This is a genomic window from Paraburkholderia phymatum (assembly GCF_040965635.1).
Classification (GTDB): domain Bacteria; phylum Pseudomonadota; class Gammaproteobacteria; order Burkholderiales; family Burkholderiaceae; genus Paraburkholderia; species Paraburkholderia phymatum_B.
Genome location: NZ_JBFRCH010000001.1, coordinates 410,644 through 431,524, shown reverse-complemented (window position 1 = coordinate 431,524; position 20,881 = coordinate 410,644). Strand labels below are relative to the sequence as shown.

Below are 20,881 nucleotides of genomic sequence, written 5' to 3'. Positions count from 1 at the left end.
GAAAACGCCTCACATACAGGTCTCACATACAGGCAGTTCACCGCGACGCTGGACCGCAAAAAACAACGGTTTCGTATCTGTCAGCACGCCGTTTGCGGGCTGTCAGGAAGCCGTAACGGCGGTCTGGAAAAGTCGCTATAGTAGCAGGTTTAGCCTTCTCCTCTTCCCGCCGGTTCATGGAACAAATCCGTATCCGTGGGGCTCGGACCCACAATCTGAAGAACGTCAATCTCGACTTGCCGCGTCACAAGCTGGTCGTGATTACGGGCCTGTCCGGCTCGGGCAAATCGTCGCTGGCCTTCGACACGCTCTACGCCGAAGGCCAGCGCCGTTATGTGGAGAGCCTGTCCGCGTACGCCCGTCAATTCCTGCAACTGATGGAAAAGCCGGACGTCGACCTGATCGAAGGCCTGTCGCCCGCCATTTCGATCGAGCAGAAAGCGACGTCGCACAACCCGCGCTCGACGGTCGGCACCGTCACCGAAATCCACGACTACTTGCGGCTTCTTTACGCACGTGTCGGCACGCCGTACTGCCCGGACCACGAGATTCCGCTCGAGGCGCAAAGCGTCTCGCAGATGGTGGACGCCGCGCTCGCGTTGCCCGAAGACACGAAGCTGATGATCCTCGCGCCCGTCGTCGCAAATCGCAAGGGCGAGCACACCGAACTGTTCGAAGACATGCAGGCGCAGGGCTTTATCCGCTTTCGCGTGCGCTCGGGCGGCGGCACCGCGAACGAGGGCGCCGCGAAGATCTACGAAGTCGACTCGCTGCCGCAACTGAAGAAGAACGACAAGCACACGATCGATGTGGTCGTCGACCGTCTGAAGGTGCGGCCCGACGCGAAGCAGCGTCTCGCCGAATCGTTCGAAACGGCGCTGCGTCTCGCCGACGGCCGCGCGATCGCGCTCGAAATGGACACCGACAACCAGCATCTCTTCAGCTCGAAGTTCGCGTGCCCGATCTGTTCGTACTCGTTGCAGGAACTGGAGCCGCGCCTCTTCTCGTTCAACAACCCGATGGGGGCGTGTCCGGAATGCGACGGCCTCGGCCAGATCACGTTCTTCGATCCGAAGCGGGTGGTCGCGCATCCGTCGCTGTCGCTGGCTGCGGGCGCCGTGAAGGGCTGGGACCGGCGCAACCAGTTCTACTTCCAGATGCTGCAAAGCCTCGCGGCGTTCTATGAGTTCGACATCGACACCGCGTTCGAAGACCTGCCCGAAAAGGTGCGCCAGATCCTGCTGTACGGCTCCGGCAAGCAGACCGTGCCGTTCTCGTACATCAACGAGCGCGGCCGGACATCGGTGCGCGAGCATGTGTTCGAAGGGATCATTCCGAATCTGGAGCGGCGCTACCGCGAGACGGATTCCGTCGCTGTCCGCGAAGAGCTCGCGAAGTATCAGAACAACCAGGCGTGCCCGTCATGCGAAGGTACGCGTCTGCGACGCGAAGCGCGGTTCGTGCGCATCGGCGCGGACGGCGACGCGCGCGCGATCTATGAAGTGAGTGGCTGGCCGCTGCGCGACTCGCTCGGCTATTTCCAGACGCTGCGGCTCGCAGGCGCGAAGCGCGAAATCGCCGACAAGGTCATCAAGGAAATCGTCGCGCGCCTGATGTTCCTGAACAATGTCGGGCTCGATTATCTGTCGCTGGAGCGCAGCGCCGAAACGCTGTCGGGCGGCGAGGCTCAGCGCATCCGGCTCGCGTCGCAGATCGGCTCGGGGCTCACGGGCGTGATGTACGTGCTCGACGAGCCGTCGATCGGCCTGCATCAGCGCGACAACGACCGCCTCATTTCGACGCTCAAGCATCTGCGCGATCTCGGCAACTCGGTGATCGTCGTCGAGCATGACGAGGACATGATTCGCATGGCCGACTATGTCGTCGATATGGGGCCGGGCGCGGGCGAGCATGGCGGCATGGTGATCGCCGAAGGCACGCCCGTCGAAGTGCAGGCGGACCCGGCGTCGATGACGGGCCAGTATCTCGCGGGCACCCGCCGAATCGAATTCCCCGACGACCGCAAGCAGCCCGACGAACGACATCTGCGCATCGTCGAGGCTTACGGCAACAACCTGAAGCGCGTGACGCTCGATCTGCCCGTCGGTCTTCTCACTTGCGTGACGGGCGTTTCTGGCTCGGGCAAGTCGACGCTGATCAACGACACGCTCTATCACGCCGTCGCGCAGCACCTGTATGGCTCGTCGACGGAGCCTTCGCCGTTCGAAGCGATCGAAGGTCTCGAGCATTTCGACAAGGTCATCAACGTCGACCAGTCGCCGATCGGCCGAACGCCGCGCTCGAATCCCGCGACGTACACGGGTGTCTTCACGCCGATCCGCGAACTGTTCGCTGGCGTGCCCGCCGCGAAGGAACGCGGCTACGATCCAGGCCGCTTTTCGTTCAACGTAAAGGGCGGACGCTGCGAGTCGTGTCAGGGCGACGGCGTGCTGAAGGTCGAGATGCACTTCCTGCCCGACGTGTACGTGCCGTGCGACGTGTGTCACGGCAAGCGCTACAACCGCGAGACGCTCGACATTCAGTACAAGGGCAAGAACATCAGCGAAGTGCTGGAGATGACCGTCGAGCACGCGCACGAATTCTTCCGCGCGGTGCCCGTCGTCGCGCGCAAGCTGAAGACGCTGCTGGACGTCGGCCTCGGCTATATCCGCCTGGGCCAGTCGGCGACCACACTGTCGGGCGGCGAGGCGCAGCGCGTCAAGCTCTCGCTGGAACTGAGCAAGCGCGATACGGGTCGCACGCTTTATATCCTCGACGAGCCGACCACGGGCCTGCATTTCCACGATATCGCGCTGCTGCTCGAAGTGATCCATCGGTTGCGCGATCAAGGAAATACGGTTGTCATCATCGAGCATAATCTCGATGTGATAAAAACAGCCGACTGGGTCATCGATCTCGGTCCCGAAGGCGGCGCCGGCGGCGGCCAGATCATCGCGCAGGGCACGCCGGAGCAGATCGCGAAATCGAAGGCAAGTTTTACCGGCCGGTATCTCGCGCCGCTGCTGCTGCGCGGCACGGCGGCGGGCATATCGGCACCGGAAGCACAGGCCGAATCAGTTGAACGGGCGGACGCGGCATCAGGCGAACAGTCCGACGATGAAGCCGGCGAAGCCGAGGCAACCGGGAGCAACACCGCTGAAGAATCCGCAAATACAGCCGTAAAACCGGCGAGGGCGAAAAAGGCCGTCGCCGCCGACGCACCGAAACGAGCTTCGAAATCGACGGCGAAGCCAGCGGCAGGAACGGCGAAAGCGACAGCAAAAGCCGGCAAGCCGAGCGTAAAAACCTGAGGTTGGAGACAATAGAAAGCCATGGCCAAGCGAAATCCGGCCCGCGATGACGGGCAGGTGCAGGATCTGCGCCCTCGCCCGGTCAGGCTGACCAGCGACATGAGCCTGCCGAAACTGTCGGCGGTCGAAATCGGCAGCTATGTCGTGGCGCTGCTCGCGATGTGGGCGGTGCTCGAACTGAAACTGCTGGGCGCGCTGCTCGCCGGCATGCTCGTATTCCAGCTCGTCCATCTGCTCGCGCCGCGCATCGAAAAACATATGTCGAGCTACCGCGCGCGCTGGTTCGCGGTGGTGATTCTGTCCGCCGTGATCGTCGGCGTGCTGTCGGCCTTCACCGTCGCCATCATCGATCACTTCGAGAGCGACGTGCCAAGCGTCCAGAAGCTGCTCGACCAGGCGATGTCGCTGATCGACCAGGCTCGCGGCCGCCTGCCGCAGTTCATCGCGCAGAACCTGCCCGTTTCCACCGACCAGATGAAGGAAAAGGCCGCCGCGCTGATGCAGACGCATGCAGGCACGCTTTCGCAAGGCGGCAAGAATGCGGCGCGCATCTTCACGCACGTGCTGATCGGCATGATCATCGGCGCGATCGTCGCGGTCGGCGCGCAGAAGCACATTCAGCGGCTGCCGTTGTCGACGGCGTTCATCACGCGGCTCAGCCGTTTCGCCGATGCGTTCCGCCGCATCGTCTTCGCGCAGATGAAGATCTCCGCGATCAACACCGTGTTCACGGGCATATTCCTGCTGTTGCTGCTGCCGCTCTTCCACGCGCCGCTGCCGATGGCGAAGACGCTCGTCATCATCACGTTCATCGTCGGGCTGCTGCCCGTGATCGGCAATCTGATCTCGAACACGCTGATCGTCGCAGTGGCGCTGTCGGTGAGCTTTCCGGCGGCCGTGACGGCGCTCGTGTTCCTGATCCTGATTCACAAGCTCGAATATTTCCTCAACGCGCGGATCATCGGCGGACAGATCGAGGCGCGCGCATGGGAACTGCTCATCGCGATGCTCGTGATGGAAGCCGCGTTCGGCATCCCGGGCGTGATCGCGGCGCCGATCTTCTATGCGTACATCAAGCGCGAACTGATCTATCTGCGGCTCGTGTAGCGCATCGCAGCGGGCGGCATCAACGCAAAAAGGGCGACCGCGAGGCCGCCCTTTTTCATGTCCGCATCGATATCCGCATCGCGCGGCGATCAGAAGTCGAGGCGCTCCTTGGCGCTGACGAAACTCTTGCGACATCGAAACGCCCGCATTAAGATGCGAATAATTCTTATTTGCATGGACGCCACGCAGTCATGTCTGCCACTTTTTTGCCGTCGACGGCCGTCGCTTTCGACGGTAACCGCGCATGAGATCCGCGCTCGTTCGACTGCATCGCTGGCTCGGCATCGGGACGGCGCTGTTTCTATTCGTCGCGGGACTGACGGGCGCGCTGATCGCGTGGGATCACGAACTCGACGCGGCGCTCAATCCGTCGTTTTTCGACGCGCGCAGCGATGCCGCGCCATTGCCGTCGCTGGAACTCGCGCGCCGTGTAGAGTCGAGCGACCCTCGGCTGCAAGTGACTTATCTGCCACTCGCAGCCGAAAAAGGACACACGCTGCAAATGATGGTGATGCCGCGCGTCAATCCGAAAACGAACCAGCCTTATTCGCTCGACTTCAACCAGATCGCCGTCGATCCCGCCACGGGCAAGATTCAGGGCCGGCGCGAATGGGGCGCGTTGTCTGTCGCGCGAATCAATCTGCTACCGTTCATCTACAAGCTGCACTACACGCTGTTTCTGCCGTTCACGCATGGCGTCGACTTCGGTACGTGGCTGATGGGCATCGTCGGCATCGCGTGGATTTTCGATGGCGTGATTGCGCTCGTGCTCGCGTTTCCCAGCGCGAAAGCGTGGAAGAAGTCGTTTGCGTTCCGCGTGCGGCGCGGCGGCTACGCGCTCACGTTCGATCTGCACCGCTCGGGCGGCGTATGGATCTGGGGACTGCTGCTGATCGTCGCGGTGACGTCGGTGTCGATGAACCTTTCGACGCCCGTCGCGCAGCCGATCGTCAAGCTGTTCTCGACGCTCACGCCAACTCCGTTCACCGAACCGTCGATGCTGCCCAAAGCAAAACCCAACGAGGAGCCGCTACCGCGCGAGCACATCCTGAAGGCGGCGGAACAGGCGCGCATCGAAAAGCATATCGATGCACCACCAGGCGCGATCTACTACGCGCCGGCGCTCCACGTGTACGGCATCGGTTATTTCGCAGCCAGCGACGATCACGGCGACAGCGGTCTCGGCAACGCATGGACGTACTGGAATGCGCAGACAGGCCAGGCGCTCGGCGCGCAGATTCCCGGCCAAGGCACGGCAGGCGACCTCTTCATGCAGGCGCAATTCCCTCTGCATTCGGGGCGCATCCTCGGCATCGGCGGACGCATTCTGGTGAGCTTCGTCGGCGTGATGGTGGCCGTGCTGAGCGCGACGGGCCTGTTGATCTGGCTAAAGAAGATGAACGCGCGCCGCCATGCGACGAACACACGCGACGCAAAATCACGCACCGTTCGCACGCAAACCGAAAGCGCAACGTCGCAATAAAAAAACGGCGCGGTCGATCACGATCCGCGCCGGCTTCATAAAAAAGAAAAAGGACTCAGCGGAACACGACCGTCTTGCTGCCGTTCAGCACGATACGGTGCTCGACGTGCCACTTCACCGCGCGCGCGAGCGTCACGCATTCGACGTCGCGGCCGATCGCCGTTAGTTGATCCGGCGTCATGCTGTGATCGACGCGCTCCACTTCCTGCTCGATGATCGGGCCTTCGTCGAGATCCGTCGTCACGTAGTGCGCCGTTGCGCCGATCAGCTTCACGCCGCGATCGAACGCCTGATAGTACGGCTTCGCGCCCTTGAAGCTCGGCAGGAACGAATGATGGATGTTGATCGCGCGCCCCGTCAGCCGCTCGCACAATTCAGGCGACAGAATCTGCATGTAGCGCGCGAGCACGACGAGATCCGCCTTGCATTCGTCGATCACTTCGAGCACGCGTGCTTCCTGCTGCATCTTCGCGTCCTTCGACGTCAGCGGGAAGTGATGAAACGGAATGTCGTAGCTCGCGGCGAGCTGATAGAACTCCTTGTGGTTCGAGATGATCGCGGGGATCTCGATGTTCAGCTGCCCCGTGCGATAGCGGAACAGCAGATCGTTCAGACAGTGGCCGATCTTCGACACCATGATCACGACACGCGGCTTCACGTTCGCGTCGTGCAATTCCCAGCGCATGCCGAACTGTGCGGCGAGCGTCGCGAATGCTTCGCGCAGCGCGTCGAGGCCGGGATCGCCGCCCACCTGCTGAAAGTGGACGCGCATGAAAAATTCGCCCGTGTGGCTGTCGCCGAATTGCGCGGAGTCGAGGATGTTGCTGCCGCGCTCGAACAGAAAACCCGACACGGCGTGAACGATGCCGGGCCGATCGGCGCACGACAGTTTGAGAATAAAGCTGTGTTCGGTCGACATGACCTCGGTGACTCCCTTCTTCAGTGCGTGTTTCGTAGAGTGTGATGCGGTGCTTCGGGTGCGTGTGCGCGTTCGTTCGTCAGTGTCAGTCGAAGACGGGCGGCTGGAACAGCGCGTCGATGCCGGCACAAGCGTCTTCATCGATCCAGCGGCGGCGCAGCAGGCAATCGAGCGTCGCGAGGCTCGCATCGACCGTCATCGCGCCGTCTTCGATCCACTGCGCGACATCTTCGATGCGCGCCAGCCGATGCTCGCCCACTTCGCCATCCTGATTGCGCGGCGCGAAGTCTGCCGGCAACGCGAGGTCATAGATGAAGATCTGCTCGGCCTGCGTGCCTTCGGGCAAGGATTGCAGCAAATGCGCCGTGCGTCCCGCGACCGCACGCGCGGCGATCTCTTGCGGAATTCCCGCTTCTTCCCAGCACTCCTTGACGATCGTTTCAGTGAGGCTAAAGCCCCATCCAACGCCGCCCGCGACGACGTTATCGAGCATGCCCGGATCGGTCGCCTTCGTGTCGCTGCGGCGCGCGATCCACAACTGCGGCGCGCGATCTTCGTATTCTACGACGCCATTCAGATGTACCGCGTACGTCATCGTGCCGAAAAAGCGTGACGCCGCGCGCTCGATATACGCGAGCGGCGGCGCATCGAACGCATTGCGGATCGCGTAGGTTTCGTCGCGCCAGCCGGGAATGCAGCCGTCGGCGGCGAGCGCGCCGATCACCGAACCCAGCGCGGCGCTGCGCAGCTCGATCGTGTTGAATTGCGGCGCCAGCGTAACGCTCTTCGCATCGATGTCGAACACATCGGGCCAGCGCGCGAGCAGCGGCGCATCGGTCGCGCGAATCCAGCCGACGCGCTCCCCGCCGATCACAAAGCGAAGATGCCGCGCAGGATCGAAGCGGCGCGCGGCGGCGATGCAAGGCAAAGACATGAAGACTCCAGACAGCGTGATACGTGTCGACGAACCAGCCGACGACTCAAACGGCAAGCAACAAATCAATCGCGCAGCGCGACGCGGATGCCGATCGCGATAAACGTCGCGCCCGCGAGCCGGTCGAGCCACACGCCCGCGCGCGGACGGCGCCTCAGCCATCCGCCGATCACCCCCGCGCACACGCCGAACAGCGAGAACACGACGACCGTTTGCAGCATGAACAGCGCGCCCAGTTCGAGCATCTGCAACGTGATGCTCTGCGCGCCGTGCGGATCGACGAATTGCGGGAGGAACACGACGAAGAACAGTGTCACCTTCGTGTTCATCATGTTGCCGATCACGCTCTGCCGGAAGATCGACGAAAGCGGCTGTGGCGGGCGCTCGTGCGCCGTCGCGAGACCGTTGCTGCGCAATGCCTTGATGCCGATCCACACGAGATACGCAGCGCCCGCGAGCTTGATGATCTGGAACGCGACAGGCGACGAGCGCAGCACGGCGGCAACGCCGAGCGCCGCGAGCGTCGTGTGAAACGAAATGCCCGCGGCGAAACCGAGCGCGGCGACGAAGCCCGCCGCGCGTCCTTGCGAAATGCCGCGCGCGAGCACTTGCAGATTGTCGGGGCCTGGCGCGAACGTGATCGCTATCGACGTCGCGAGAAAGAGCAGGAAATTGGGCATTGCTCGGCAACTCCGTCGAAAAGAATCAGTGACCGCCGAATCCCGTCACGGTGAAAAGCGGCAGCCCTGCATCGCGCAACAGCTTCGAGCCGCCGAGATCGGGCAGATCGATGATCGCCGCGCCTTCGACCACCGTCGCGCCAAGACGCTCGAGCAGCTTCTTGCCCGCCATCATCGTGCCGCCAGTCGCGATCAGATCGTCGACGATCACGATGCGGTCGCCCGGCTTGCAGGCATCCTCGTGAATCTCGACGGTCGCCGTGCCATATTCGAGCGCATACGATTCGGACACCGTCTTGTACGGCAGCTTGCCGATCTTGCGGATCGGGATGAAGCCGACGTTCAGCTCGTACGCGAGAATCGGCCCGATGATGAAGCCGCGCGCGTCGAGCCCCGCGATGTAGTCGAGCTTCTGGTCGATATAGCGCTGTACGAACATATCGATCAGCACGCGCAGCGTTTTCGGGTCTTGCAGCAACGGCGTGATGTCGCGAAACTGCACGCCGGCCTGCGGCCAGTCGGGCACCGTGCGGATCTGGCTGTTGATGTATTCGGCCGGATCGAATGGCTTGTTCGCAGGCGCGTTGGACATGATGACTCCAGACGGGTCGTCGAAGACCCCGATGTTTCCAGTGAGTTGCTTGAATACGGCGCGCGTTCGTCGAGCGCCGCCGCGTGATCGAAGAACGGCAGCAAACGTCAGGCCGCCGCCGCGCCCGCGCGCCGATGCTTCGACAGACGCTCCTCCGCTTCCGCCAGCGCTTCGGGCAGGCCGCGCAGCACGACGATGTCGCTTGCGCGAAGTTTAGTCGATGGATCGGGCTCGACGCCTCGAATGCCGTGTCGCCGGATCGCCGTCACTTCGACGCCGAGATCGAAGAGGCCGAGTTCTTCGAGCGTCCGCCCGACAGCATCGGCCTTTTCGTCGACGGGGACCGATTGTAGCCGCACCTGCTCGTGACCGTCGTCGTCATCGACGTCGTCCGCGCCGTGGAAATAGCCGCGCAGCAGACTATAGCGCTCGTCGCGCAACTCCTCGACGCGCCGCACGACGCGCCGCATCGGCACGCCCATCACGACGAGCGTGTGCGACGCGAGCATCAGACTGCCTTCGACGATTTCCGGAATCACTTCCGTCGCGCCCGCGGCAAGCAGCTTTTCGAGGTCGCTGTCGTCGACGGTGCGCACGATGACGGGCAACGTCGGCTCGAGTTCGTGGATGTTGCGCAGCACGCGCAGCGCCGACGGCGTATTCGCGTACGTGATCGCGACGGTCGCCGCGCGATGGATACCCGCCGCGAGCAGCGACTCGCGCCGCCCCGCATCGCCGAACACGACCGATTCGCCCGCCGCCGCGGCCGCCGACACGCGATCGGGATCGAGATCGAGCGCGACATACGACAGCCCTTCGTGCTCCAGCATCCGCGCGAGGTTCTGTCCGGCGCGGCCGTAGCCGCAGATGATCACGTGGCCGGTTTGCTTCAGGCTTTGCGTCGCGATGCGCGTCATCTGCAACGACTGCATCATCCATTCGGTCGACGACAGCCGCAGCACGATGCGATCCGCGTTCTGGATCAGGAACGGCGCGGCGAGCATCGACAGCAGCATCGCGGCGAGAATCGCCTGCAGGAACGTCGCGTCGACGAGGTGCTTGTCGAGGATCAGGTTGAGCAGCACGAAGCCGAACTCGCCCGCCTGCGCGAGCCCGATGCCCGTGCGCATCGCCACGCCAGGCGTCGCGCCGAACAGCCGCGCGAGCCCCGTGATCATCACGGCTTTCAGCAGCAGCGGACCGATCAGGAACGCGAGCACGACGAGCGGATGCGTCCAGATCACGCGCGGATTCAACAGCATGCCCGTGGTCACGAAGAAGAGACCGAGCAGCACGTCGCGAAACGGCTTGATGTCCTCTTCCACCTGATGCCGGTACGGCGTCTCGGCGATCAGCATGCCCGCGATGAACGCGCCGAGTGCGAGCGACAGGCCGAACCTGTCGGTGATGAACGCCGCGCCCAGCGTGACGAGCAGCAGGTTCAGGACGAACAGTTCCTGCGAACGGCGGCGCGCGACGACATTGAACCAGCGCGTCATGAATTTCTGCCCGACGATCAGCAGCAGCGACAGCGCGATCACGATCTTGATCGACGCGATGCCGAGCGCCTTCATCAGATCGTCCGAATTGCCGCCCAGCGCCGAGATGATGATCAGAAGCGGCACGACGGCCAGATCCTGGAACAGCAGCACGCCGAAAATATTGCGGCCATGCTCGGTCTCGATCTCGAGCCGCTCCGCGAGCATCTTGCTGACGATGGCCGTCGACGACATCGCGAGCGCGCCGCCCAGCGCGACGCTGCCCTGCCACGAGATGTGCACCCAGCGCTCCACCACCATGCCGACCGATACCGCGACGCCCACCGTGCCGAGCACCTGCAGCAAGCCGAGGCCGAACACGAGCCGGCGCATCGAGCGCAGCTTCGCGAGCGAAAACTCCAGGCCGATCGAGAACATCAGGAACACGACGCCGAATTCGGCGAGATTCTGCGCGCCGACGGAATCGGGCACGATGCCGAATGCGTGCGGCCCCACGACGATCCCCACCGTCAGATAACCCAGCATCGGCGGCAGGTTCAGATAGCGGAACACGACGACGCCCACCACTGAGGCCAGCAGCAGAAAGAGCGTCATTTCGAGCGGGGAAATCATCTGCAAAAGCGCATCGAAGAGAGCGTCCTGGTTCGTCAGCGAAGCCACGCGCAAACGCCCGCGCAGCAAGGTCGAGGGGCCGGTGAAGGCAATGTCCGGAACGGTCAGTCCCGGCGCGGCGAACATACGCCTTTGCTATACTCCCCGGATGATAGCGAAAATCAATGGCGATCGGGCACTTGCGCTCGCTCGTGACGTGCTCGACATCGAAGCGGACGCCGTGCGCTCCCTTCGCGACCATCTCGACGATGCCTTCGTCGAAGCGATCGATTTCATACTCGGCTGCCGTGGACGCGTGGTCGTCTCAGGCATTGGCAAATCCGGTCATATCGCGCGCAAGCTGGCGGCGACGCTCGCCAGCACGGGCACGCCCGCGTTCTTCGTGCATCCCGCCGAAGCGAGCCACGGCGACCTCGGCATGGTCACAGCCGAGGACGTCTTCATCGGTCTGTCGAATTCCGGCGAATCTGAAGAACTGGTTGCGATCCTGCCGCTGATCAAGCGCCTCGGCGCGAAAATGATCGCGATGACGGGCCGTCCCACTTCTAGTCTCGCCACGCTCGCCGACGTCCATCTATATTGCGGCGTCGAAAAAGAAGCGTGTCCTCTGAATCTCGCGCCGACGGCGAGCACGACGGCAGCGCTCGCGCTCGGCGACGCGCTCGCGGTGGCCGTGCTCGAAGCGCGCGGCTTCGGCACGGACGATTTCGCGCGCTCCCATCCGGGCGGCGCGCTCGGCCGGCGCCTGCTCACGTATGTGCACGACGTGATGCGCACGGGCAACCAGGTGCCGAAGGTCCTGTCCGGATCGAATGTGCGCGACGCGCTGTTCCAGTTGACGGCAAAGCGCATGGGCATGACGGCCATCGTCGACGAAAACGAGCGCGTCAAGGGCATCTTCACCGACGGCGACCTGCGCCGCGTGCTCGAACGCGACGGCGATTTCCGCGCGCTGCCGATCGAATCCGTCATGACACACGGCCCGCGTACGATCGGTCCCGACCGGCTCGCCGTCGAAGCCGTGGAACTGATGGAGCGTCATCGCATCAATCAGATGCTCGTCGTCGATGAAACGGGCAAGCTCATCGGTGCGCTCAACATGCACGACCTGTTCTCGAAGAAGGTGATCTGATGGCCTCTTGCGCCCTGACCGCGGCCGAACGCGCAAGCCGCGTGAAGCTGATGATTTTCGACGTCGACGGCGTGCTCACCGACGGCGGCCTGCTGTTTACGGCCGAAGGCGACACGATGAAGGCGTTCAACTCGATGGACGGCCACGGCGCAAAACTGCTGCGCGAAGCCGGCATCGACACGGCGATCATCACGGGGCGCAAGTCGGGCATCGTCGCGGCGCGCGCGCGCGAGCTGCGCATCACGCATCTCTATCAGGGCGTCGAGCACAAGCTCGAGGCTTTCGCGCAGTTGCTGAACGAAACGGGCCGCACGCCCGAAGAATGCGGCTATATGGGCGACGACTGGGTCGACCTCGCAGTGATGCTGAAAGTCGGCTTCGCGGCCGCGCCTGCTAACTCGCATCCGGAAGTGATCGCCCGTGCGCACTGGGTCAGCGAAGCGCGCGGCGGCCACGGCGCCGTGCGCGAAGTATGTGACGCGCTGCTGCGCGCGCAAGGCCGCTATGACGCGCTGCTCGCGGCGGCGTGCAGCGGCGAGATGCCGCGGGGCCTCGTCGGATGAACCGGTTTCGCTGGACTTCGCTGATACCGCTCGTCGCGATGGCGGCGCTCGCAGGGATCACATATTGGCTGCTGCAAGCGACGCTGCCGCGCCAGAACGAAGGCGCGGTCAAGCCGAAGCAGCACACGCCCGACTATTTCGCCGACAGTTTCTCGGTGTCCGAGCTCGATCAGTCGGGCGCGACCCAATACCGCCTCACCGCGGCGAAGCTCGTTCACTACGAGGACACCGAAGTGAGCGACCTGACGAAGCCCGCGATCCGCGCGTTCCAGCCCGGCAAGCCAGTCGTCACCGCGACGGGCGATCGCGGCACGGTGAACGCGGACGCGTCGATCGTCGATCTGTACGACAACGCGCGCATCCTGCGCGACGCGGGCTACGGCGATCCGCAGATGCAGGCCGATTCCTCGCATTTCCGCGTGCTCGTCAACGACGATGTGATCGAGACAGAAAAGCCGGTTAAACTTCAGCGCGGCCAGTCGATCATGACGGCCAGCGGCATGAAATACAACAATGTCACCCGGGTCATGCAGCTATTCGGCAACGTGCGCGGCGCCATCGCCCCCGTCGACTCCGGCGGCTCCCAGAAGCAACCCGGGTAATCCAATTCCAGGCGTGACTGCATGAACGAATCGTTCCCCCGTTTTGAGTCCGGCCGCATGCGCGCGCTGTGCGCGAGCCGCGCCGGACTTGCGGCACTGTTGCTCGCATTACCGCTCGCCGGTTTTGCGCCGCTCGCGCACGCCGAGCGTGCCGACAAGGACAAGCCGCTCAATATCGAAGCGGACAACATGACGTACGACGACCTCAAGCAGGTCAACATTTTCACCGGCCACGTGGTCGCGACAAAAGGCACGATCGTCATCAAGGCGGACCGCGTCGAAGTCTCGCAGGACCCGCAGGGCTATCAGTATGCAACGGGCACGTCGACGGGCAAGAACCTCGCGTATTTCCGCCAGAAGCGCGACGGCGTCAACGAATATATCGACGGCGATGCCGAACGCATCGACTACGACGGCAAGCAGGACCTCACCACGCTAACGACGCGCGCAACCGTGCGCCGTCTGCAAGGTCTCACGACGTTGATGGACGAAGTGCATGGCAGCGTCATCACGTATGACGGCCAGAACGATTTCTACACGGCGAAGGCCGGCAAGGACGTCGCGGGTCCGGGCAATCCGAATGGCCGCGTGCGCGCGATGCTATCGCCGCGCAACGGCGGCGCGCAACCGATCAGCGGCCCCTCGGCGACGCTGCAACCGACCAACCAATTCCAAGGACAAGGAACGACGAAGCCGTGAGCGCCCCTGCCCTTCCCAACCGAAAGCCCGCCGGCACCAGCAGTTCGCTCGTCGTACGCAATCTGAAGAAGCGCTATGGCTCGCGCACGGTCGTCAAGGATGTGTCGCTCGACGTGAAAAGCGGTGAAGTGGTGGGTCTGCTCGGCCCGAACGGCGCGGGCAAGACCACGTCGTTCTATATGATCGTCGGCCTCGTGCCGCTCGATGCCGGCGAGATCGACCTCGACGGCAAGTCGATCAGCCTTCTGCCGATTCACAAGCGCGCGTCGCTAGGGTTGTCGTATCTGCCACAGGAAGCTTCCGTTTTCCGCAAGCTCTCCGTCGAGGAAAACATCCGCGCCGTGCTCGAACTGCAGATCGACGACGACGGCAAGCGGCTGTCGAAAGATGCGATCGCGTCGCGCACGGAAGCTTTGCTCGACGAGTTGCAGATTGCGCATCTGCGTGAAAATCCTGCGCTGTCGCTGTCTGGCGGCGAGCGGCGCCGCGTCGAAATTGCACGAGCGCTCGCTACGAACCCGAGCTTCATTCTGCTCGACGAGCCGTTCGCGGGCGTCGACCCGATCGCGGTGCTGGAAATCCAGAAGATCGTGAAGTTTCTGAAGCAGCGCAACATCGGCGTGCTCATCACGGATCACAACGTCCGGGAGACGCTCGGTATTTGCGATCACGCGTACATCATCAGCGACGGCAGCGTGCTCGCGGCCGGCGCCCCCGGCGACATCATCGAAAACGAGAGCGTGCGCCGCGTCTATCTGGGCGAACACTTCCGCATGTAGGGTACGCCCGCGCCCGGGCGGCCGACCGTTCGGCTCGCCCCTCTTCGCCCAACTCTGCGGCCGTTTCAGGAACGGGGCCAGTAATTTTGACGCCGGACTGGCTTGTTTGCGCCGTCCGCGCCAAAATCTCATGCACGCGCGTTTTTGCGGGTGTCGCAATGTATCGCGGTCGTGGCAAACTCTCTACAATGATTCACAACTTGCCATGAAAGCCAGCCTCCAACTCCGCCTGTCGCAGCATCTTGCGCTGACACCTCAACTGCAGCAGTCCATCCGGCTGCTGCAGCTGTCTACACTTGAGCTGCAACAGGAAGTCTCGATGGCGATCTCTCAGAATCCGCTGCTCGAAGCGGAGGACGACTGGATCGCGAGTCCGTTGCGCGTCGCCGCCGACGGGTCGGTGATTGCGCAGACGCCGCAGGGCGCCGCGCCGGAGGAAATGTCGAGCGCGCCGCCGTCCAGTTCGTCGACGTCGGCCAGCGAGAGCGCCGATGGCGGCGAACCGCAGAGCGTCGACGAGTACAACGGCCTGGGCGCGGATGCGAACTCCGATTCGAGCCAGTGGAACCTCGACGACTACGGCCGTTCGGGCAACGCGTCGGACGACGACGATTTGCCGCCGCTGCAAATCCACGAATCGACGACGACGCTGCGCGATCATCTGACCGCGCAATTGCGCGTGACCCAAGCAAGTCCGCGCGACCGCGCGCTTGTCACGTTCCTGATCGAATCCCTCGACGACGATGGCTATCTGACGGCCACCTTCGACGAAATTCTCGCAGACCTCCCCGAAGAACTCGAAGTCGATACCGACGAACTGAATGCGGCACTGGCGTTGCTGCACAGCTTCGATCCGGCGGGTGTCGGCGCGCGTTCGGCGTCCGAGTGTCTGCGTCTACAATTGTGCCGGCTCGAGCCATCGCCGACGCGCACACTTGCGCTCGACATCGTCGCGCATCACCTGGAGCTGCTCGCCGCGCGCGATTTCACGCGGCTGCGCAAATACCTGAAGGCCAGCGACGACGACCTGCGCGAAGCCCACGCACTGATCCGCTCGCTCGAACCTTTCCCGGGCGCGTCGTACGGCAAGGCAGAAGCGGACTACGTCGTGCCCGACATCATGGTGCGCAAAACGGCACAGGGATGGCTGGCCGAACTGAACCCTGAAGTCGTGCCGAAGCTGCGCATCAACCATCTGTACGCGAATATCCTGCGCAACAATCGCGGCGATCCGGGCAGCGGTTCGCTGCGGCAACAACTACAGGAAGCGCGTTGGCTGATCAAGAATATTCAGCAGCGTTTCGAGACGATTCTGCGTGTCGCCCAGGCGATTGTCGAACGTCAAAAGAACTTTTTCGCGCATGGCGAAATTGCCATGCGCCCCTTGGTTTTGCGGGAAATAGCTGATACGCTGGGTTTACACGAGTCGACGGTCTCGCGTGTGACAACCGGCAAGTACATGCTCACCCCGTTCGGGACGCTTGAATTTAAGTACTTCTTCGGATCGCACGTATCCACCGACACGGGGGGCGCGGCCTCTTCCACGGCCATTCGCGCACTCATCAAGCAACTGATAGGAGCAGAAGACACCAAATCTCCTCTTTCAGACAGCCGCATTGCCGAACTGCTGGCAGAACAGGGTTTCGTGGTCGCGCGCCGTACAGTTGCGAAGTATCGCGAAGCACTGAAAATCCCAGCAGTCAATCTGCGCAAGTCTCTGTAGCCCGCTACCTCCTGTGGCGGGCATTTCCGGCCGCGCCGCTGTATGGCGGAGCAGGCTGGCCGATGCGACCTGCCAGTAGCCTGTCAACGGGGGACGGCGTGGCAGTCGCGAGAATCGACCGGCGCTCACGCGATTCATGCGGACCAGGCGGCTACTAGCTTGGAGAAGCACTATGAATCTGAAGATCAGTGGACACCATCTCGAAGTAACGCCAGCGTTGCGAGAATACGTGATCACCAAACTAGACAGGGTGCTAAGACATTTCGATCAGGTGATCGATGGCAATGTGGTCCTCTCGGTCGACAACCACAAGGAAAAGGAAAAGAGACAAAAGGTTGAAATCAACCTGCATCTGAAAGGCAAGGACATTTTCGTCGAAAGCTGCGATGGCGACCTTTACGCCGCGATCGACCTGATGATCGACAAGCTGGATCGGCAGGTCATTCGTCACAAGGATCGCCTGCAGGGTCATCAGCACGACGCGATCAAGTATCAGCCACTCGCGGCACAACCTGAAGTGCCACCGCAATAAGCAGATCCGGAAGTGGCTTTCCCGCCCCGCGAAACCGCCCGATATCGGGCGGTTTTTCGTTGAGAGGCCGTTGCAGCCGATCGCACGCGTGCTGCGCCTCATGCGAACGTTCGTCCCCGCACACGCGATATGGGACGACTCGTCGTCTTTTCACTCATGGCGCGGCGCACCATATGTTGCAACCCTGTTCTATAATGAATCGATTGCCTTTCGGGGTTTTGTCCAGCCCGAGTCCTGCACAAAGGGACCGTTGGGGTCTCAGAGGCGGGGCTCATTGCGCATCGTTGTGTCCGCTATGAGCAGTTGCCACGCATGGAACGCTTTTCAAACGCCACAGCGAGGAGAATCCAGGCGACCTTTGCGCCTGCCAACATGAATCGTTTAGCCAAATATCTTCCCCTCGAAAACGTCGTCGTCGGTCTTTCAGTTACCAGCAAGAAGCGCGTATTCGAGCAAGCGGGCCTGATCTTCGAAAACCAGAACGGTATCGCCCGCAGCACAGTGACTGACAATCTGTTCGCGCGCGAGCGTCTCGGTTCGACGGGACTCGGCGAAGGCGTCGCGATCCCGCACGGGCGCATCAAAGGCCTCAAGCAGCCGCTCGCCGCGTTCGTGCGCCTGTCCGAACCGATCCCGTTTGAATCACCCGACGGCCAGCCCGTTTCGCTGCTTATCTTCCTGCTGGTCCCGGAACAGGCGACGCAGCAACACCTGGAAATCCTGTCGGAGATCGCCCAACTGTTGTCGGATCGCGAAGCGCGCGAACGGCTGCACACGGAACAGGACCAGGAGGCATTGCATCGCCTGCTCACTCAGTGGCAACCTTGACGTATCGGCTTGGCGCAGTGTCCGTGAGAAGAGCACGAGGCCGCGTCCGAGGCACTCGGCGGCCGTCCCGTGAGCAGGGCGTCGCGGCGAGCCGAACACATGCCGTGCGAACCGTGGCGGAACGCGCAACAAGCGGGTAACGAGCAGGCAAACAGACGGGGCAACGGCCAGAGCGCACCGAAGCGGCACTACGGCAGCACCACGGCGGCGCCACAGCGGCACATATGAAGTCAGGGAGTCAGGGATTCATGGATACGTCCAGCATCAACGCCCAAAGCATTTTCGACGACAACGCCGCCGCGCTGAAGCTCAGCTGGCTGACGGGGCATGAGGGCTGGGAGCGTGGCTTCTCGGCGGAAACGGTTGCGACCGCAACGTCCAGTGCCGACCTTGTCGGCCACCTCAACCTGATCCACCCGAACCGGATTCAGGTGCTCGGCGACGCCGAAACCAATTACTACCAGCGTCAATCCGACGAAGACCGTTCGCGCCACATGGCCGAGTTGATCGCGCTCGAACCGCCGTTCCTCGTGGTCGCGGGCGGCGTCGCCGCGCCGCCGGAACTGGTCTTGCGCTGCACGCGTTCGTCGACGCCGCTCTTCACGACGCCGATGTCGCCGGCTGCCGTCATCGACAGCCTGCGCCTCTACATGTCGCGCATCCTCGCGCCGCGTGCAACGTTGCACGGCGTGTTCCTCGACATCCTCGGGATGGGCGTGCTGCTCACGGGCGATTCCGGCCTCGGCAAGAGCGAACTCGGCCTCGAACTGATCAGCCGCGGCCATGGTCTCGTCGCCGACGACGCCGTCGACTTCGTGCGCCTCGGCCCGGATTTCGTCGAAGGACGCTGCCCGCCCCTGCTTCAGAACCTGCTTGAAGTACGCGGCCTGGGGCTGCTCGACATCAAGACGATCTTCGGTGAAACGGCCGTGCGCCGGAAGATGAAGTTGAAGCTGATCGTGCAGCTGGTGCGCCGACCGGACGGCGAATTCCAGCGTCTGCCGCTCGAAAGCCAGACCGTCGATGTGCTCGGCCTGCCCATCAGCAAGGTCACGATCCAGGTGGCGGCCGGCCGGAACCTCGCGGTGCTGGTCGAAGCAGCCGTGCGCAACACGATCCTGCAACTGCGCGGCATCGATACGCTGCGCGACTTCATGGATCGCCAGCGTCTCGCGATGCAGGACCCCGACAGCCAGTTTCCTGGCAAGCTGATCTGACGTGATGGACGAGAAGCCGCAGCGGCACAGCGGGCGGCACCGGATGCTATGATGAACTCAACGGACTCCTCGACTCCATGCGCATTATCCTGATCACCGGCATCTCCGGCTCCGGCAAGTCTGTTGCGTTGAACGCGCTAGAAGACGCGGGCTACTACTGCGTCGACAATCTGCCGCCGCGCTTTCTGCCCGAACTCGCCGCGTACATCGCGAGCGACGGCCAGGACAAGCTCGCGGTCGCGATCGACGCACGCTCGGGCGCCTCGCTCGAAGACATGCCGCAGATGATCCGCGATCTCTCCGGCCAGCACGACGTGCGCGTGCTGTTCCTGAACGCCAGCACGCAAGCCCTGATCCAACGCTTTTCCGAAACACGCCGCCGTCATCCGCTGTCGGGCTCGCCCGCGCACGATGCCGACGTCGGCGTGCTGACATCGCTTGCCGAAGCGATCGAACGCGAGCGAGAACTCGTCGCAGGTCTCGCCGAGTTCGGCCATCAGATCGACACCAGCAACCTGCGGGCAAACGTTTTGCGCGCGTGGGTCAAGCGTTTCATCGAGCAGGAGCACACGGGCCTTGCGCTGATGTTCGAGTCGTTCGGCTTCAAGCGCGGCGTGCCGCTCGATGCCGACTTCGTGTTCGACGTGCGCGCGCTGCCGAACCCGTACTACGACCGCGAGCTGCGTCCGTTGACGGGACTCGACAAGCCGGTCATCGATTTCCTCGATGCGTTGCCGATCGTCCAGCAGATGATGGCCGACATCGAGTCGTTCCTGCAGAAGTGGCTACCGCATTTCCGCGACGACAATCGCAGTTACCTGACCGTCGCAATAGGTTGCACGGGCGGACAGCACCGCTCGGTATTCATCGCCGAAACGCTTGCCGCGCGTTTCGCGAGCGAAGCGAACGTGATAGTGCGGCATCGCGATGCGCCGATCGACGTCGACGACTCATCGAAACTGGTCGCCTGAGGTCTCCGATGGTGGCTTGACCGGCCGCTCGAGGCGGCCCTAACCGAAGCGTTGCGCCATGTCCTCTACACCGTCCGTGCTTGCCGATGTGCCGCTGTTCCCATTGCACACCGTCCTCTTTCCCGATGGGCTGCTGCCTCTGAAAATCTTCGAGGCCCGCTACCTCGACATGGCGCGCGACTGTCTGCGCGACAAGACGCCGTTCGGCGTGTGTCTGCTGAAAAGCGGTGCCGAAGTCGCGCAGCCCAACGAATCCGCCGTGCCGGAAGCGATCGGCTGCCTCGCGGAAATCGACGTGTGCGATGTCGACGAGTTCGGCATGCTGCTGATTCGCGCGCGCGGCACAGAACGGTTTCGCCTGCTGTCGCATCGCGTCGAATCGAGCGGCTTGCTGGTCGGCATGGCAGAGCTGATCGGCGGCGATATGCCGCTCGAAGGCACCGGCCACATGGAGAAATTCGGCGCGTGCGCGGAAGTGCTCGAACGCATCATCGCGACCATACGCGAGCGCGACCCGGAAAGTCTTCCGTTTATCGAACCGTTCAGGCTCGACGATCCCACATGGGTATCGAACCGCTTGTCGGAAGTGCTGCCGATCGCATTGAAGGCGCGGCAAAAACTGATGGAGTTGCAGGACGCCGGCGCGCGCATCGACGTCGTGCATCACTATATGCAGCAACATCAGTTGCTGTAGCTCG

19 protein-coding genes are annotated in these 20,881 nt (G+C 63.0%); 14 read left to right on the top strand and 5 right to left on the bottom strand.

The window, feature by feature from the left end; translation table 11 throughout:
• Nucleotides 1-176 precede the first annotated feature (176 nt).
• The 3 genes from uvrA to AB4Y32_RS01980 all read left to right on the top strand — a co-directional run bounded on the left by uvrA (nt 177) and on the right by AB4Y32_RS01980 (nt 5,901).
• Nucleotides 177-3,311 carry an excinuclease ABC subunit UvrA gene (gene uvrA, locus AB4Y32_RS01990; protein WP_368719722.1) on the top strand — a complete coding sequence of 1,045 codons (3,135 nt, stop codon included), beginning with the start codon at nt 177-179 and terminating at the stop codon, nt 3,309-3,311.
• 21 nt (nt 3,312-3,332) lie between these two features.
• Nucleotides 3,333-4,418 (top strand): AI-2E family transporter, encoded by a 1,086-nt coding sequence (locus tag AB4Y32_RS01985; protein WP_368719721.1) that lies wholly within the window; start codon nt 3,333-3,335, stop codon nt 4,416-4,418.
• Between the two features lie 244 nt (nt 4,419-4,662).
• On the top strand, nt 4,663-5,901 hold the full coding sequence (locus tag AB4Y32_RS01980; RefSeq protein ID WP_368719720.1) for a PepSY-associated TM helix domain-containing protein: 1,239 nt from the start codon (nt 4,663-4,665) through the stop codon (nt 5,899-5,901).
• A gap of 55 nt (nt 5,902-5,956) precedes the next feature.
• Here the strand turns inward: AB4Y32_RS01980 and purU are convergent, their stop codons facing one another.
• From purU to AB4Y32_RS01955, 5 genes are all read right to left on the bottom strand, one after another.
• Nucleotides 5,957-6,820 (bottom strand): formyltetrahydrofolate deformylase, encoded by an 864-nt coding sequence (purU, locus tag AB4Y32_RS01975; protein WP_368719719.1) that lies wholly within the window; start codon nt 6,818-6,820, stop codon nt 5,957-5,959.
• An 85-nt stretch (nt 6,821-6,905) separates the two neighbouring features.
• Nucleotides 6,906-7,754, bottom strand: coding sequence for an NUDIX hydrolase (locus AB4Y32_RS01970; RefSeq protein ID WP_368719718.1), 849 nt, complete (start codon nt 7,752-7,754; stop codon nt 6,906-6,908).
• Nucleotides 7,755-7,819: 65 nt separating this feature from the next.
• Entirely contained in the window at nt 7,820-8,434 is a 615-nt protein-coding gene (locus AB4Y32_RS01965) for a LysE family translocator (protein WP_368719717.1), read from the bottom strand.
• Nucleotides 8,435-8,459: 25 nt separating this feature from the next.
• Complete coding sequence (locus tag AB4Y32_RS01960) at nt 8,460-9,026, bottom strand: adenine phosphoribosyltransferase (RefSeq protein WP_368719716.1); 567 nt, start codon at nt 9,024-9,026, stop codon at nt 8,460-8,462.
• Nucleotides 9,027-9,133: 107 nt separating this feature from the next.
• Nucleotides 9,134-11,137: a cation:proton antiporter domain-containing protein gene (locus AB4Y32_RS01955; protein WP_368719989.1), complete on the bottom strand. Its 2,004-nt coding sequence runs from the start codon at nt 11,135-11,137 to the stop codon at nt 9,134-9,136.
• Between the two features lie 148 nt (nt 11,138-11,285).
• On the opposite strand from AB4Y32_RS01955, the gene kdsD reads away from it, so the two are divergent.
• From kdsD to AB4Y32_RS01900, 11 genes are all read left to right on the top strand, one after another.
• On the top strand, nt 11,286-12,269 hold the full coding sequence (gene kdsD, locus AB4Y32_RS01950) for an arabinose 5-phosphate isomerase KdsD (protein WP_368719715.1): 984 nt from the start codon (nt 11,286-11,288) through the stop codon (nt 12,267-12,269).
• A complete protein-coding gene (locus tag AB4Y32_RS01945; protein WP_368719714.1) occupies nt 12,269-12,832 on the top strand; it encodes a KdsC family phosphatase in 564 nt (187 codons plus the stop codon). Before kdsD ends, AB4Y32_RS01945 begins: the two co-directional genes overlap by 1 nt.
• On the top strand, nt 12,829-13,434 hold the full coding sequence (gene lptC / locus AB4Y32_RS01940) for an LPS export ABC transporter periplasmic protein LptC (RefSeq protein WP_152755396.1): 606 nt from the start codon (nt 12,829-12,831) through the stop codon (nt 13,432-13,434). The genes AB4Y32_RS01945 and lptC overlap by 4 nt, the downstream gene beginning before the upstream one ends.
• Nucleotides 13,435-13,455: 21 nt before the next feature.
• Nucleotides 13,456-14,133, top strand: a complete 678-nt coding sequence (gene lptA, locus AB4Y32_RS01935) for a lipopolysaccharide transport periplasmic protein LptA (RefSeq protein ID WP_368719713.1) — start codon at nt 13,456-13,458, stop codon at nt 14,131-14,133.
• Nucleotides 14,130-14,912 carry an LPS export ABC transporter ATP-binding protein gene (gene lptB / locus AB4Y32_RS01930; protein ID WP_090863402.1) on the top strand — a complete coding sequence of 261 codons (783 nt, stop codon included), beginning with the start codon at nt 14,130-14,132 and terminating at the stop codon, nt 14,910-14,912. Before lptA ends, lptB begins: the two co-directional genes overlap by 4 nt.
• A gap of 205 nt (nt 14,913-15,117) precedes the next feature.
• Nucleotides 15,118-16,635 (top strand): RNA polymerase factor sigma-54, encoded by a 1,518-nt coding sequence (locus AB4Y32_RS01925; protein ID WP_368719712.1) that lies wholly within the window; start codon nt 15,118-15,120, stop codon nt 16,633-16,635.
• A 172-nt stretch (nt 16,636-16,807) separates the two neighbouring features.
• On the top strand, nt 16,808-17,167 hold the full coding sequence (hpf, locus tag AB4Y32_RS01920) for a ribosome hibernation-promoting factor, HPF/YfiA family (RefSeq protein ID WP_368719711.1): 360 nt from the start codon (nt 16,808-16,810) through the stop codon (nt 17,165-17,167).
• Between the two features lie 312 nt (nt 17,168-17,479).
• Nucleotides 17,480-17,995, top strand: coding sequence for a PTS IIA-like nitrogen regulatory protein PtsN (gene ptsN / locus AB4Y32_RS01915; RefSeq protein WP_368719710.1), 516 nt, complete (start codon nt 17,480-17,482; stop codon nt 17,993-17,995).
• Nucleotides 17,996-18,243: 248 nt separating this feature from the next.
• On the top strand, nt 18,244-19,212 hold the full coding sequence (hprK, locus tag AB4Y32_RS01910; protein ID WP_028365019.1) for an HPr(Ser) kinase/phosphatase: 969 nt from the start codon (nt 18,244-18,246) through the stop codon (nt 19,210-19,212).
• Between the two features lie 77 nt (nt 19,213-19,289).
• A complete protein-coding gene (rapZ, locus tag AB4Y32_RS01905) occupies nt 19,290-20,183 on the top strand; it encodes an RNase adapter RapZ (protein ID WP_087734139.1) in 894 nt (297 codons plus the stop codon).
• Between the two features lie 58 nt (nt 20,184-20,241).
• The gene (locus tag AB4Y32_RS01900; RefSeq protein ID WP_368719709.1) at nt 20,242-20,877 is read left to right on the top strand and encodes an LON peptidase substrate-binding domain-containing protein; all 636 of its coding nucleotides are present in this window, start codon (nt 20,242-20,244) and stop codon (nt 20,875-20,877) included.
• Nucleotides 20,878-20,881 lie beyond the last annotated feature (4 nt).

Coding starts and splice junctions, on each gene's coding strand:
- AB4Y32_RS01955 (WP_368719989.1), bottom strand. CDS start 11,137: ATGATTTCCCCGCTCGAAATGACGCTCTTTCTGCTGCTGGCCTCAGTG.
- kdsD (WP_368719715.1), top strand. CDS start 11,286: ATGATAGCGAAAATCAATGGCGATCGGGCACTTGCGCTCGCTCGTGAC.
- lptA (WP_368719713.1), top strand. CDS start 13,456: ATGAACGAATCGTTCCCCCGTTTTGAGTCCGGCCGCATGCGCGCGCTG.
- AB4Y32_RS01985 (WP_368719721.1), top strand. CDS start 3,333: ATGGCCAAGCGAAATCCGGCCCGCGATGACGGGCAGGTGCAGGATCTG.
- rapZ (WP_087734139.1), top strand. CDS start 19,290: ATGCGCATTATCCTGATCACCGGCATCTCCGGCTCCGGCAAGTCTGTT.
- hprK (WP_028365019.1), top strand. CDS start 18,244: ATGGATACGTCCAGCATCAACGCCCAAAGCATTTTCGACGACAACGCC.
- AB4Y32_RS01970 (WP_368719718.1), bottom strand. CDS start 7,754: ATGTCTTTGCCTTGCATCGCCGCCGCGCGCCGCTTCGATCCTGCGCGG.
- AB4Y32_RS01945 (WP_368719714.1), top strand. CDS start 12,269: ATGGCCTCTTGCGCCCTGACCGCGGCCGAACGCGCAAGCCGCGTGAAG.
- ptsN (WP_368719710.1), top strand. CDS start 17,480: ATGGAACGCTTTTCAAACGCCACAGCGAGGAGAATCCAGGCGACCTTT.
- AB4Y32_RS01925 (WP_368719712.1), top strand. CDS start 15,118: ATGAAAGCCAGCCTCCAACTCCGCCTGTCGCAGCATCTTGCGCTGACA.
- uvrA (WP_368719722.1), top strand. CDS start 177: ATGGAACAAATCCGTATCCGTGGGGCTCGGACCCACAATCTGAAGAAC.
- purU (WP_368719719.1), bottom strand. CDS start 6,820: ATGTCGACCGAACACAGCTTTATTCTCAAACTGTCGTGCGCCGATCGG.
- AB4Y32_RS01980 (WP_368719720.1), top strand. CDS start 4,663: ATGAGATCCGCGCTCGTTCGACTGCATCGCTGGCTCGGCATCGGGACG.
- AB4Y32_RS01965 (WP_368719717.1), bottom strand. CDS start 8,434: ATGCCCAATTTCCTGCTCTTTCTCGCGACGTCGATAGCGATCACGTTC.
- AB4Y32_RS01960 (WP_368719716.1), bottom strand. CDS start 9,026: ATGTCCAACGCGCCTGCGAACAAGCCATTCGATCCGGCCGAATACATC.
- lptC (WP_152755396.1), top strand. CDS start 12,829: ATGAACCGGTTTCGCTGGACTTCGCTGATACCGCTCGTCGCGATGGCG.
- hpf (WP_368719711.1), top strand. CDS start 16,808: ATGAATCTGAAGATCAGTGGACACCATCTCGAAGTAACGCCAGCGTTG.
- AB4Y32_RS01900 (WP_368719709.1), top strand. CDS start 20,242: ATGTCCTCTACACCGTCCGTGCTTGCCGATGTGCCGCTGTTCCCATTG.